General features: G+C 65.2%; 12 protein-coding genes and 1 pseudogene. 6 read left to right on the top strand and 7 right to left on the bottom strand.

Annotated elements, in window-relative coordinates:
- Positions 1–93 precede the first annotated feature (93 nt).
- Positions 94–1,977 (bottom strand): excinuclease ABC subunit UvrC, encoded by a 1,884-nt coding sequence (gene uvrC, locus VDP82_RS05820; RefSeq protein WP_323013904.1) that lies wholly within the window; start codon positions 1,975–1,977, stop codon positions 94–96.
- A complete protein-coding gene (locus VDP82_RS05825) occupies positions 1,974–2,753 on the bottom strand; it encodes an SDR family oxidoreductase (protein ID WP_323013905.1) in 780 nt (259 codons plus the stop codon). The genes uvrC and VDP82_RS05825 overlap by 4 nt, the downstream gene beginning before the upstream one ends.
- 198 nt (positions 2,754–2,951) lie before the next feature.
- On the opposite strand from VDP82_RS05825, the gene VDP82_RS05830 reads away from it, so the two are divergent.
- Together VDP82_RS05830 and VDP82_RS05835 are read left to right on the top strand one after the other, a co-directional pair.
- Positions 2,952–3,254, top strand: a complete 303-nt coding sequence (locus VDP82_RS05830; protein WP_416347083.1) for a hypothetical protein — start codon at positions 2,952–2,954, stop codon at positions 3,252–3,254.
- 68 nt (positions 3,255–3,322) lie between these two features.
- On the top strand, positions 3,323–4,240 hold the full coding sequence (locus VDP82_RS05835; RefSeq protein ID WP_323013907.1) for a DMT family transporter: 918 nt from the start codon (positions 3,323–3,325) through the stop codon (positions 4,238–4,240).
- A gap of 42 nt (positions 4,241–4,282) precedes the next feature.
- Here the strand turns inward: VDP82_RS05835 and VDP82_RS05840 are convergent, their stop codons facing one another.
- A complete protein-coding gene (locus VDP82_RS05840) occupies positions 4,283–4,744 on the bottom strand; it encodes an SH3 domain-containing protein (protein ID WP_323013908.1) in 462 nt (153 codons plus the stop codon).
- A 97-nt stretch (positions 4,745–4,841) separates the two neighbouring features.
- On the bottom strand, positions 4,842–5,264 hold the full coding sequence (locus tag VDP82_RS05845) for a MarR family transcriptional regulator (RefSeq protein WP_323013909.1): 423 nt from the start codon (positions 5,262–5,264) through the stop codon (positions 4,842–4,844).
- A gap of 145 nt (positions 5,265–5,409) precedes the next feature.
- Between VDP82_RS05845 and VDP82_RS05850 the strand changes: the two genes are divergently transcribed.
- The 3 genes from VDP82_RS05850 to hemH all read left to right on the top strand — a co-directional run bounded on the left by VDP82_RS05850 (position 5,410) and on the right by hemH (position 9,119).
- Positions 5,410–6,309 carry a LysR family transcriptional regulator gene (locus tag VDP82_RS05850; RefSeq protein WP_323013910.1) on the top strand — a complete coding sequence of 300 codons (900 nt, stop codon included), beginning with the start codon at positions 5,410–5,412 and terminating at the stop codon, positions 6,307–6,309.
- Positions 6,310–6,318: 9 nt separating this feature from the next.
- Positions 6,319–7,965: a DUF1007 family protein gene (locus tag VDP82_RS05855; RefSeq protein ID WP_323013911.1), complete on the top strand. Its 1,647-nt coding sequence runs from the start codon at positions 6,319–6,321 to the stop codon at positions 7,963–7,965.
- A gap of 131 nt (positions 7,966–8,096) precedes the next feature.
- On the top strand, positions 8,097–9,119 hold the full coding sequence (gene hemH / locus VDP82_RS05860) for a ferrochelatase (protein WP_323013912.1): 1,023 nt from the start codon (positions 8,097–8,099) through the stop codon (positions 9,117–9,119).
- Between the two features lie 115 nt (positions 9,120–9,234).
- Here hemH and VDP82_RS05865 read toward each other — a convergent pair whose 3' ends face one another.
- Positions 9,235–9,597, bottom strand: coding sequence for a hypothetical protein (locus VDP82_RS05865; protein WP_323013913.1), 363 nt, complete (start codon positions 9,595–9,597; stop codon positions 9,235–9,237).
- 413 nt (positions 9,598–10,010) lie between these two features.
- The gene (locus VDP82_RS05870; protein ID WP_323013914.1) at positions 10,011–10,391 is read right to left on the bottom strand and encodes a hypothetical protein; all 381 of its coding nucleotides are present in this window, start codon (positions 10,389–10,391) and stop codon (positions 10,011–10,013) included.
- Positions 10,392–10,522: 131 nt separating this feature from the next.
- Between VDP82_RS05870 and VDP82_RS05875 the strand changes: the two genes are divergently transcribed.
- Positions 10,523–11,074, top strand: a complete 552-nt coding sequence (locus VDP82_RS05875) for an SH3 domain-containing protein (protein WP_323013915.1) — start codon at positions 10,523–10,525, stop codon at positions 11,072–11,074.
- Positions 11,075–11,553: 479 nt separating this feature from the next.
- Here VDP82_RS05875 and uvrB read toward each other — a convergent pair.
- Positions 11,554–13,716 (bottom strand): annotated as a pseudogene (uvrB, locus tag VDP82_RS05880) (excinuclease ABC subunit UvrB); the annotation flags it as partial.

Genomic DNA, 13,716 nt, shown 5'->3' on the forward strand with positions numbered 1-13,716 from the left:
GCGGATAGCTAAAATACCAAAAGGAAGCGGCGGAACGGATCATGCCCGAATGTGTAGCCGAGCTTTCCGGCGCTGTCGAGTCCGGCTTTGGTCTCATTCCATGCGGTTGAAATGATCGTAGATCTGCTGGGCCATGGCGTGGGAAATGCCGGGAATGGCTTCGAGATCGGCAAGGCCGGCGCGGCTGACGGCCTTGGCCGAGCCGAAATGGTTGAGCAAGGCGCGCTTGCGCGTGGGGCCGATGCCCTCGATCTCGTCGAGCGGGTTTTTCACCTGCTCCTTCTTGCGGCGGGCGCGATGGGTGCCGATGGCGAAGCGATGGGCCTCGTCGCGCAGGCGCTGGACATAATAGAGCACCGGGTCGCGATGGGGCAGCATGAAGGCTTCGCGGCCCTCCATGAAGAATTTCTCCCGCCCCGCATCGCGCTCCTCGCCCTTGGCGATGCCGATGAAGATGACTTCGCGCGGCAGGTTCAATTCGGCGATGACCTCGCTCACGGCGTTGAGCTGGCCGGCGCCGCCATCGATGAACACCACGTCGGGCCAGTCCGGCATGCCGGAGGCGGCGTCCTCCGCGTCGTCCTCGCTTTCATTAGCCAGGCGCGTGAAGCGGCGGGTAAGCACTTCGCGCATCATGCCGAAATCGTCGCCGGGGGTGATCTCGGTCGATTTGATGTTGAAGGTGCGGTAGTGCTTTTTCGAGAACCCTTCCTCGCCCGCCACGATCATGGCGCCCACGGCATTGGTGCCCGAAATGTGGGAATTGTCGTAGACCTCGATGCGGCGGGGCGGCTCATCCAGCCCGAACAGTTCGGCCACCCCTTCGAGTAGGGCGCGATTGGTGGCGCCTTCGGCCAGTTGCCGGCCCAGCGCCTCGCGGGCATTGGTGAGGGCGTGGTTGACGAGATCGCGTTTTTCCCCGCGCCGGGGCAGTTCGATGGAGACCTTGCGCCCGGCCCGGCTGGACAGGGCCTCGGCCATGACATCGGGCTCGCTGAGGGGATGGCTGATGAGCACCAGCCGCGCCGGGGTGCGGTTTTCGTAGAACTGGCCGATAAAGGCCTCAAGCACTTCGGCTTCGTCCATGCTGGAGTCGGCGCGCGGACGGTAGGGATAATTGCCCCAGTTCTGATAGGCGCGGAAGAAGAACACCTGCACGCAGAATTGCCCCCCTTCCTGGTGGATGGCGAAGACGTCGGCTTCTTCCACCGAGCGGGCGGTGGCATCGCCCTGGCTCTGGATGAGGGCGAGGGCGGAGAGGCGGTCGCGGATGAGAGCAGCGCGCTCGAAATCGAGCTGTTCGGCGGCCTCGGCCATATCCTGCTGCAAATGCTGCTGCACGCTGCGCGACTTGCCGGACAGGAACTGGCGGGCGTCCTCGACCAGCTTGGCGTAATCCTCCAGCGAAATCTCGCCTGTGCAGGGGGCGGAGCAGCGCTTGATCTGGAATTGCAGGCAAGGGCGGGTGCGGGCGGCATAGAAGCTGGCCGAACAATTGCGCAGGAGAAACGCCTTTTGCAGGCTGGCCAGCGTGCGGGCGACGGCGGTGGCCGAGGCGAAGGGGCCGAAATAATAGCCGGGCCGGCGGCGGCTGCCACGATGCTTGTTGAGCTCGGGCGCCTCGTGATCGGTGGCGATCAGGATATAGGGGAAGCTCTTGTCGTCGCGCAGCAGCACGTTGAAGCGCGGGCGCAGGCGCTTGATGAGATTGGCCTCCAGCAGCAGCGCTTCGGACTCGGTCTCGGTGCGCACGAATTCCATGGTCGCGGTGGCCGCGATCATGCGCTGAATGCGGATGGAGAGTGCCTCGGGGCGAGTATAGTTGGTGACGCGCGCCTTGAGATTGCGGGCCTTGCCCACATACATGACCTCGCCCGCCGCATCGAGCATGCGATAGACGCCGGGCGCATTGGGCAGGGTGCGCACGAAGGCGCGGATGATCTCGGGGCCGCTGGCTGGGGTGTCGTCTTCGCTCATGAGCGTGGCGTGGGCTTGCTCTTGGCCAGATATTGCAGGTGCTCGCCCCCGTCCAGCGCCAGCATCTGCCCGGTCATTGAGGGGGTGTCGAGCAGCATCAGCACGCCATCGGCAATGGCCTCCGGTCCGGCATTGACCTGCAAGGGCAGGCCGGCCACAGACCGGTCGAACTCGGCCTGGCTCTGGCGCGTGTGCGGCAGCACCGGGCCGGGGCCGATGGCGTTGACGCGGATGGCGGGGGCGAGCGACTGCGCCAGGGTGCGCGTCGCCCACCAGAGCGTGGATTTGGACAGGGTATAGGTGAAATTGTCGGGCGTGGGGTGGAGCACGCGTTCGTCGATCATGTTGACGATATTGCCGACGATGTCAGCCGGAAGCTGGGCGGCGAAGTCGCGGGCGAGAAAGATCGGCGCCTCGGCATGCATGGCGAAATGCCTGTCCCAGCCGGCCTCGTCGAAATCGCGGGCGCTGTCGGGTTCGTAGAGCGAGGCATTGTTGACCAGCACGGTGAGCGGGCCGAAAGCGGCCGCGGCCTTCTCGATCAGGCCGGCGCGCTGACGGCGGCTGGTGAGATCGGCGCGCAGCAGAGCCGCCCTTCCGCCCCTGGCCTCGATATCCTTGCGCACGGCACGGGCGCCCTCCGCGTCGCTCCGGTAATGAATAACCACGGCATGGCCGGCGCGCGCCAGGGCCCGGGCGATGGCGGCGCCGAGGCGGTTGCCGGCCCCGGTAACGAGGGCGACGGGAGCCGGCGATGAAGCGGAGCGATTCGACATCTTCTGGGCCTGGATGGATGCTGGCGGACCATAGGCCCCTTTGCCCGGCAACTTCAATGGCCGGCCGCCCGTCCTCTACGGGCCGCTGCTGTCAGCTTCGGGCAGCAGCCCTGTCCTTTTGTTGAGAAAATTTCAGGCGTAGGCTTGCTTCGTCGCCGCGGGGGAGTGTCCCTGCGGGTTTCCTGGAGGGGGAAATCTATGGAAGCCATCGTGCCTATCCTGGTCCAGCTCGTTGCCGGCGGCGTCGGCGGTAACGTGTTGGCGCAAATCGTCAAATCCATCAATCTCGGCCCGGCGGGCAACAGTATCGCCGGGGCCATAGGCGGGCTGGCCGGCACCTGGCTGGCGGGCATGGTGCCCGGGCTCGATTCGCTCGTGGGTTCGGCCGCCGGCGGACTCGACATGGGCGCACTGGTGGGCCAGGGTGCCACCGGCCTTGTCGGCGGCGGGCTGCTGACCGCCATTGCCGGTGCCGTCAAGTCGGCTATGGCCAAGAGCTGAGCTTTACGATAGCGCTGAAATGCCCCGGCCGCCCCGGTCCGGGGCATTTTCACGCCCGGCTGTCCTCCATGTCCCTGCCCGCAGATTTTCGCCCTGACAATGTCGGCCGCGCCATTGCGCTGACCTTGGTCACGATCGTGGTTTTCGGCCTGCAGGACGCCATTTCCAAGACGCTGGTGCAGAGCTATTCGCCCTTCCAGATCACCATGATGCGCTATTGGGGCTTTGCGCTGTTCTCGCTGGTGCTGGTGATGCGGCAGGCGCCGTTGCGGGCGGCGCTGCGCTCGGCGGTGCCGGGCTGGCAGATCCTGCGCGGCTCGCTGCTCATCATCGAAATCCTGTTTTTCGCGCTGGCGCTGCAAACCATGCCGCTGGGCGGCTTGCAGGCCATCGCGCTGGTCTATCCGTTGCTGGTGACGCTTTTTGCCATTCCGCTGCTGGGAGAGAAGGTTGGCGTCTTCCGCTTCGTTGCCGTGGGCGTGGGGTTCGCCGGAGCCTTGATCATCATCCGGCCCGGCGGGCTGCCGCTCGACCGGGGGCTGCTCTTCGCCGCCCTCTCGGCAACGCTTTATGCGGTCTATATCGTCATCACCCGCAAGGTCAGCGGGCGGGACAGCGCGGCTACCAGCATGGTCTATACCGGCGTCATGGGGCTGCTGCTCTCCAGCGCGATCGGCGTGTTCCACTGGCAGCCCATGGCCTGGCCCGACCTGGCGCTGATGGCGACGATCATGGTGACCACCTGCCTGGGGCATGGGCTGATGATCTATGCGCTCTCCATGGCGCCGGCCAGCACCATCCAGCCCTTCAATTATTTCTCGCTGCCCTGGGCCATCTTTCTGGGCGCCGTGATCTTTGACGAATGGATCGATCCGGTTTCCCTTCTCGGCGCGGGCATCATCGTGGCAGCGGGGCTGGTGGTGATGGCACGCGAACGCATCCGGCGCATCCCGGCTGTCGCCGATCCTTCCATGGGCCGCGAATAGAAGGGAATGGAAAACGCCGCCCCGGAGGGCGGCATTTGAAGGTCAGTTGCCGATGCAGAAATAGCCGTTGGGGCCGTTGAAGCAGACGCTGCCGCCATTATGCGGGGGCACCGGCCGCGGGCGCGGCGGACGCGGGTCCCACTGGGGCGGGCGCGGGGGACGGGGGCCCCAGCTCGGGGGAGGATTGTTCCAGCCGTTGTTCCAGCCATTATTCCAGCCCGGACGGTTGTTCCAGTTGCCGGGGCGGCCGCGATCGAGGTAATTGGCCGAAACCCAACCGCTCGGACCGCGCTTGTCGACGAAGCACCAGCTGCCGCGACAGTATTGCACATCGACCTGCTCGCCGCGCCGCAGCGTATCGACCACGCCATAGCCGGTGCCGGGACCGGAGCGCACGTTGACATTGCCGGTGGCGTAAGCCGGGGCGGCAGAGGCGGCGGCGGTGGTGGCCACCAGGGCCAGGGCGGCGAGACCTGCCGCCATGATTTTCCTGCTCAAAGCCATTGTCGTTCTCCTTTGCCTTGTGGGGCGCTGAATATCCATGACCGCAGAAAACACCCTTGCGGATGAACTGGACCTGAATGGTGCCTTCAGGCTGGTTTCAGAGCCGGAGCAAAGCGACGAAACGCTTGAGGTGGCCGGCAAGTTTCTTTCTTTGCCTGGGCTTGAGCTCGCCCATGAGCGCCTCTTCGAGCTGGGCCCAGTGATCGGCCAGGCTTTTGCAGATGCGCGCGCCGCGCCCGGTGAGGGCGACGCCTTCGGCCAGCTCGGGGCCGACGGCCTGGCGGGTGACCAGCTCGCGCTCGGCAAGGCGGACAAGGCGCGCCTCAAGGGCGGGGGCGGACAGGCCCAATTCCTCGGCCAGCGCCTCCTGGGTGGCGCCGGAGCGTCCCAGCGCGAAGAGAACGGCATCGTCGCCCGGCTCCAGGCCCCGTTCGAGAAGGGGCAGCAGCAGCGCCTTGTGCGCGAGCTGCCCGGCCTCGATGAGCCGGTAGAGAGTTGAGCGGGATGAAGGTCTGGACATAGGTGGGAAAATAGTCCGAACTCCCCAGGCGCGTCGATTGGGCTTGCTATCCTATCGTTAATCGTGGCCACACCAAGCCCCGTTGTTGTTCAACCAGTGTCAATGCGTTATGCGTCCATGGCCTCGCCAATGTGACCGGAGCGCCATGATGCAGGACCTCGCCCGTATTCGCGCCTTCGTTCAGGTGTTCGATGCCGGCGGCTTTTCGGCGGCGGCGCGCCAGCATGGCCGCTCCAAGGCGCTGCTCTCCAAATATGTGACCGATCTCGAGGATTACCTGGGCGTGCGGCTGATGAACCGCACCACGCGCAAGCTCAGTCTCACCGAGGCAGGCGAAGTCTATTATCGCGAAGCCAGCGCGCTTTTGCAGCAATTGGACGACCTGGACGCCACCATCACCGACCAGACCAGCGAGCCGCGCGGCCTGCTGCGTGTATCGGCGCCGCGCAATTTCGGCGAATCGACGCTGGCTCCGGCCATTTACGAATTCCTGCGCGCCCACCCCAAGGTGACGCTCGATCTGCGGCTGGAAGACCGCTATGTGGACCTGGTGGATGAAGGGATCGATGTGGCGCTGCGCATTTCGACCCTGGCCGATTCGGCACTGATCGCGCGCAAGATCGCCGACATGCATGTGGTGGCGGGCGGAGCGCCGGCGCTGATCGAGCGGGTTGGCCGGCCCTTCCATCCCGACGATCTGCGGCATCTGCCCTGCATTGTCGACGTCAATTTGCAGGGCCATTCGAACTGGCGCTTCTTCGAGGATGGCAAGACCATTTCGGTGCCGGTCAGCGGGCCGGTGCGGGTCAATTCTCCCCTGGCGGCGCGCGAGGCGGCGGCGATGGGCCTTGGTTTCGTCGTCTTGCCCTCCTATCTGGCCGATCCGCTGGTGGCGCGCGGCGAGTTGGTGCCGATCCTCGAAAGCTACATGCCCACCGGGCAGACGCTTCAGGCGGTCTATCCGCATCGCCGCCACCTGGCCGGAAAGGTGCGGGCGCTGATCGACCATCTGGTGGCGTGGTTCGAGAAGCATCCGGTCAACTGAGGAATGGGCGTGGCGGCGAAGGCTCTTCTGGCGCGACTTCTGGGTGCGGCCGCGGTGCTCCTGGGGCTGGCGGGACCGGCGCTGGCCCATCCTCATATCTGGATCGACGCCGAAATCGGCGTGGTGTTCGAGGGCGACGCCGTTAGCGCGCTGCGCCACCGCTGGACCTTCGACACCGCCTTTTCCGCCTGGATCGTGCAGGGGCTGGACAGCGACGGCGACGGGCTGGTGAGCCCGGCGGAATTGCAGCCGCTCGCCGATGAGAACGTCGCCGATCTGGGCGATTTCGGCTTCTACACCTTCGCAGGGGCCAGCGACGCGCCCATGCAGTTCCGCGCCGTGGGCGACCAGCATATGGCCTATGAGGACGGGCGGGTGACGCTGAGCTTCACGCTCGACGCGATGACGCCGCAACGCGTGGGGCCGCGCTTCGAGCTGGGTGTCTATGACCCCGAATATTACGTGGCGATCGAATTTGCCGATGCGGGGGCGGTGGCGCTGGAGAACGCTCCCGCCGGTTGCCGCGCCGAATTGGTGCCGCCCCAGCCCATGGCGCCCGAGATCGCCGACCGGCTCTATGCTCTGGGCGCCGAGGTTCTGGAATTGCCGCCCGACCTGGCGGCGGCGATGCGCGGCACGCAGGGCATGATCGTGGTCGGCTGCGACGGCGCCCCCCTGTCGGCGCCGCCGGCCAATGCGACCGAGGCGGCGCAGGCCGTGGCCGAGGCGCGGCCGAGCCTGCCCTTTGGCGGGCCGCCGCCCGAGCCGGGCCTCAACCTGCCGCGCACTGGCTTTTTCGGCTGGCTTCAGGAGCAGCAGCGACATTTCTATGGCGCCATGACCACGGCTCTGGACCGGCTGCGCCATGACGGTAACGCTTTCTGGATATTGGGCGGGCTGAGCTTCCTCTATGGCGTGTTCCATGCGGCGGGGCCGGGCCACGGCAAGGTGGTGATCTCGTCCTATATGCTGGCCAACGAGACGCAGCTGCGACGGGGCATCGCGCTCAGCATCGCCTCGGCCATGCTGCAATCGCTGGTGGCGGTTGTGTTCGTGCTGATCGGCGCGGGCATATTGGGCCTGACCAGCCTGGCCATGAGCGACGCCGCCAACTGGATCGGCATCGCCTCCTACGGGATGATCGTGCTGCTGGGGCTGTGGCTGGTCTTGCGCAAGCTCTTCGGCTGGGGACATCATCACCACGCACCGGCGCCCGACATGGCGCGCAAGGCGCATGAGCATCTTCATGAGGGCGCGCACCATCATCATGATCATCACGATCATGCGGACGACCACGATCACCACGACCATATGCATGTGGTGCCGCCGGAAGCGGCGCAGGGGGGCTGGCGCGAGCAATTGGGGGTGGTCCTGGCGGTGGGATTGCGGCCATGCTCGGGCGCGCTGGTGGTGATGGTTTTCGCGCTGTCGCAGGGCCTGCTGGCGGCGGGAATCGCCGGGGTCTTCCTGATGGGCGCCGGCACCGCCATCACCGTGGCGAGCCTGGCCGCGCTGGCCGTGGGGGCCAAGGGCCTGGCGCACCGGCTGGGCGGGCTCGACAGCGCGTTCGGGTATCGGCTGGTCTGGGGGCTCGAATTGCTGGGAGCCCTGGCGGTGTTGGCTTTCGGCATATTGTTCCTGATCGCCAGCCTGTGAGCAGGCCGCACCCGGGGCAAAAACGTATAAAACGCGCCATCACGGGGTGGCGCGACCCATCGCCGCCTTGCGGTTGACGGTTTTGCGGTTATGGTGCGCCCCTGTCTAGAATCCTTCCAAAAAATCGCTTCATGCCCCAGATTTCTCCGCCGGTCTCATCGCTTCGCCAGAATTCCAGGATCGGCGTGCTGCTGCTCAACCTGGGCACGCCGGACGGCACCGATTACTGGAGCGTGCGCCGCTATCTGGGCGAGTTCCTTTCCGATCCGCGCGTTATCGAGACGCCCAAGCTGATCTGGTGGCCGATCCTCAACCTCTTCATCCTCAGCACCCGCCCGCAAAAAAGCGCCCATGCCTACAGCCTGATCTGGGACAGGCAGAACAATGACAGCCCGCTGCGCGTCATCACCCGGGCCCAGTCGGAGAATTTAGCCCAGCGGCTGGCGGGCGAGGATATCATGGTCGACTTCGCCATGCGCTACGGCAATCCATCGACGCGGAGCGCGCTGGAACGCATGGAGGCGGCTGGCTGCCGCAAGATTCTGCTGGTGCCGCTTTATCCGCAATATTCGGCGACCACCACGGCCACCGCCAATGACAAGGCGTTCGACGCGCTGCGCGCCATGCGCTGGCAGCCGGCGGTGCGCACGGCGCCGGCCTATTTCGACGATGCCAATTATGTGGCGGCGCTGGGCGATTCCATCCGCGATGGCGTCGCCGCGCTCGATTTCGAGCCCGATGTGGTGCTCACCTCCTATCACGGCCTGCCGCAGAGCTATGTCGACCGGGGCGACCCCTACGAAAAGCATTGCCACGAAACCACGCGGCTGGTGCGCGACTATCTGGGCTGGCCCGAGGACAAGCTCAAGGTGACCTTCCAGAGCCGGTTCGGGCCGACGCAATGGCTGGCCCCGGCCACCGACAAGACGCTGGAGAGCCTGCCGGGGCAGGGCAAGAAGAAGGTGGCGGTTCTGGCCCCGGCCTTCCATGCCGATTGCATCGAGACGCTGGAGGAAATCTCCATCGGCGGGCGCGAGAGCTTCCTGGCGGCGGGCGGCGAGAAATTCGCCTATATCCCCTGCCTCAATGCCAGCCCGGCCAGCATGGACATGATCGAGGCGATGGTGCGGCGCGAGCTTTCCGGCTGGCTTTAGATCATTTCACCGTTTGGTAGAAACAGTGAAATGATCTAAGTGTTTGTTTTATCGCGTTTCCGAACCGGAAAACCGGTCTCCACTTTTCCTGGAAACGCTCCAAGGCCGGATTGGCCTACCAGCCGCGTCCGGCGAAATCGGGCGGGGTGACGTTGACCAGGCCCTTGCCCACGATCCAGTTGCGCTCCACCCAGCCATAATCGGGAATGTGGCACCATTCGCGCGCGCCCGCGCCGCTGAGCGGATAGCCGGCATCGCCGATCCAACTGCCCCAGCGTGAATCGCCGTCGCGCTGGGTGCATTCGTCGATGGGAATCTCGGTGCCGTCGGCAATGCGCCCGACGACGCGGTAGGACAGGCCCGGCCCCGCATGCACGGCGATATTGCCGCCCGAGACGCGGGCGGTGACGGTGAGCGCCTGCGCCGGAGCGGCGACGAGAAGCACGGCGAGGGCGGCAAGAGGAAGGGATGTGCGCATCAGAATGCTCCCGAATGGTCCTTTCCTTCATGCCTTGATCGTGTGGCAGGGGCAAGGCAGCCGGAAACGCCGCCCGGCCCGAAGGCGTCACGGTTGCACGGTGGGATGCGGCTTTCGCCCCGAAAAACTGGTAGAACAGAAGAGGCGAAAGCCGCTTCCCACGATCGGGATTTCTTGCGCATGCCTCGAGCGGCCCCCTTTTGGGGTTTGACGCTTCGGACCCACCGTCGGCGCGGACGCGAACGTCCTTGCGGGGGCGGTTCGGCTCTGGCCGGTTGTCGACATCCACGCACCCGCCCAGGCGACCCCGAGCGGCCCGTCTCCCCGCCCGGTGCTTCGTCGGCACCGCGTGTTGCCGGCGGGAACGGGAGAATGATGGCACGGTTTTCCAGCGCGGGGATAAGCGGGATAAGTCAATCGCCGGGGCGGCGACGATTTTCCGCCACCAGCCAGCCATCCTCACAATTGCTGTCGATATCGCTATGGGCGCGATGAAAGGCGGCCAGCGCCGCCTCGCCATCGCGCAGCGCAGCGGCGATCTCCACCCGCGCCAGCACTTCGCCGGGCGGCAGGCGCAGCAGCGCCCGATTGCCCGGCTCGCGCGAGACCAGCGCCGCAATATCGGCCATCAGCCGCCGCACCCGCGCCAATTGCATGCCGGCCAGCGGCTCGGGCCACGGCGGAACCAGGGCATCCTGCGTGTCCTCAAGCAATTGCGAAAGCCGCCTGTGCTCGGAAACCTGATAAGCGGGAATAGCGCTGGCGTGGAACAGGCGGTGGCGGGAACGGGTCATGGGGCACACTCCGGGGGGAACATATGGGAGTGTGGGGGAGGGAGGAGGGGGCGGGGATAAAGCGGAGGCTGGATCGGCTCTCCAGGATGGACAGGATAATCGGCAGGCGGCATGGTGCTGGCGGAGGGGGCATGCGCAAACTGTTCTGGGTCTTTGCCGGCATCATGATGCTGGCGGCGCTGGGTAACATCATCGGTGGAACCGATACGCCGGCGACAGCCTCGGTTACGCCGGGGACGCAGGCCGTTCGGGTGGGTGTTCCAGAGGCGCCGCGCTTCGATGCAACGCTCTATGTTGCTGCCAGCAGCCTTAATCTGCGCGAGGCGCCGAGCACGAATGGACGGGTGCTCGCCAGCCTCAAGCACGATACCAAGGTGATGGCGGGTGAGCGGCGGAGCGGCTGGGGGCTCGTGTCCGCCAATGGTCAGGTCGGATGGGTCAGTGCGCAATCTCTGAGCGGTACGCCGGCAGCGCGGGCGGCGCCGGCGATCTCGGTGCCGGCGCGGAACCAGCCCGGTTATGGTGTGGTGCAGCGGCAGAGCGAAGCGTCCTGCCCATCGCGGCGCTATTGCACGCAGATCGATTCATGCGAGGAAGCGCGATGGTATCTGGCCAATTGCAGCTGGGGGCACAGGCTGGATGGCGATAATGACGGGGTGCCGTGCGAAGCGCTATGTCGATAGTGGCGAGGGGATGGTCGGCTAGATCGTTTCACCGTTTAGTGGAAACGGTGAAACGATCTAAGCCTTTGTTTTATCGCGTTTCCGAACCGCAAAACCGTTTCCACTTTTGCTGGAAACGCTCTAAATATCCGCGCATTCGAGCGTCGCTCTTGCGGCTTGGGCTTTAAAGCGGCCTGCGGAACCCTCCCTTGCACCATGTCATGCCGGCGCAGGCCGGCATCTATCCTTAAAGCGCGTCGCGATCTTTCAGATTCGCTCCATGCGCTTTAGCCTTTTGTTTTTGCGCATGTCTTTGTCCCGAAACCGGTTCCCACTTTCGGGAGACATGCTGTAGGGCCATCCGCACCCATCAATCCCCGTGGAAACATGCGGAGATGGATTCCGGCCTGCGCCGGAATGACATCGGGAGCGGGGAAGCAAAGTGCGTCACAGGGGCTTTTTCGCGGTGTCGGTCAGGACACCTCGCCGGTCAGCGTATCCAGCTCCATTTCCCGCAGCCGCTTGACCTCGTCGCGCAGTCTGGCGGCTTTTTCGAATTCGAGGTTGGTCGCGGCTTCGCGCATCTGGGCTTCGAGGTCCTTGATGACAGCGGCGAGGTTTTCGCCGACGGCGAGCTGTTCCTTGCCGTCCTTGCCCTTGCCGATGGAAATGGTGACATGGTCCTGCTCGTAAACCGAGTCCACGATGTCGTGGATGTTGGAGCGGACCGATTGCGGGGTGATGCCGTTGGCCTCGTTATAGGCGAGCTGCTTTTCGCGGCGGCGGCTGGTTTCGGCCAAAGCGCGCTGCATGGAGCCGGTTTCCCTGTCGGCATAAAGGACGACGCGGCCATCGACGTTGCGCGCGGCGCGGCCGATGGTCTGGATGAGGGAGGTTTCGGAGCGCAAAAACCCTTCCTTGTCGGCGTCGAGAATGGCCACCAGCCCGCATTCGGGGATGTCGAGGCCCTCGCGCAGCAGGTTGATGCCGACCAGCACGTCGAAGGCCCCCAGGCGCAGATCGCGGATGATCTCGATGCGCTCGATGGTGTCGACGTCCGAATGCATGTAGCGCACGCGAATGCCCTGTTCGTGCATATATTCGGTCAGGTCCTCGGCCATCTTCTTGGTGAGCACGGTGACCAGGGTGCGATAACCCTTGTCGATGGTGGCGCGGATTTCGTCGATGACATCGTCCACCTGATGGGTGGCGGGACGGATCTCGACCGGGGGATCGATGAGGCCGGTGGGGCGAATGACCTGTTCGGCAAAGACGCCGCCGGTCTGCTCCATTTCCCATGAGCCGGGCGTGGCCGAGACATAGACCGATTGCGGGCGCATGGCGTTCCATTCCTCGAAACGCAGGGGGCGGTTGTCCATGCAGCTCGGCAGGCGGAAGCCATATTCGGCCAGCGTCGCCTTGCGGCGCAAATCGCCGCGATACATGGCGCCGAGCTGGCCGATGGTGACGTGGCTTTCGTCGACGAAGACCAAAGCGTCGTCGGGGAGATATTCGAAGAGGGTCGGCGGAGGCTCGCCCGGCTTGCGGCCGGAGAAATAGCGCGAATAATTCTCGATGCCGGCGCAGGAGCCGGTGGCCTCCATCATTTCCAGATCGAAGAGGGTGCGCTGTTCCAGCCGCTGGGCTTCGAGGAACCGCCCGGCGCCGTTGAGTTCCTGCAAACGCGCCGCTAGCTCGGAGCGGATGGCCTTGAGCGCCTGGTTCATGGTGGTGCGGGGCGTCACGTGGTGGGAATTGGCGAAGACCCGGATGAAGGTGAGGTCGGCGCTTTTCTTGCCGGTCAGCGGATCGAATTCGACGATGGATTCGACCTCGTTGCCGAAGAGCGAGACGCGCCAGGCGGCGGCTTCATAGTGGGCGGGGAAAATTTCCACCGTGTCGCCGCGCACACGGAACGTGCCGCGCACGAAGCCGGTGTCGCCGCGCTTATATTGCAGGGCCACCAGCTTGGCGAGCAGCTCGCGCTGGTCGATCTTCTCGCCCTTCTGCACGTCGATGGTCATGGCGGTATAGTCTTCCACCGAGCCGATGCCGTAGATGCAGGAGACCGAGGCGACGATGATGACGTCGTCGCGTTCGAGGATCGCGCGCGTGGCCGAGTGGCGCATGCGGTCGATCTGCTCGTTTATGGTGGATTCCTTCTCGATATAGGTGTCCGTGCGCGGCACATAGGCCTCGGGCTGGTAGTAGTCGTAATAGGACACGAAATATTCGACGGCGTTGTCGGGGAAGAAATTCCGGAACTCGCCATAGAGCTGGGCGGCCAGCGTCTTGTTGGGCGCCAGGATCAGCGCGGGGCGGTTGGTGCGGGCGATGACCTGGGCGGCGGTGAAGGTCTTGCCCGAACCGGTGACGCCGAGCAGCACCTGGTCGGTCTCGCCGTTCTCGACGCCCTCGACCAGCTCGGCGATGGCGGTGGGCTGGTCGCCGCGCGGCTCGTAAGTGGTGTTGAGGCGGAAGGGCCGGCTTTCGCCGCGCTTGGCCGGACGCGCGGGACGGTGCGGCACCCAGGGGGCGGAGCCTTCCACCTCCTTGCGGCCATGCAGGATGATCTGCTCCAGCGCCTTGACCGTGGCGGTGACGCCGACGGTCTGGGCATTGGCGAGGTCCTCGCCCTTCCTGGCCTTGTTCTTTTTCACCGA

Source organism: Devosia sp., assembly GCF_034675085.1.
Lineage (GTDB): Bacteria > Pseudomonadota > Alphaproteobacteria > Rhizobiales > Devosiaceae > Devosia.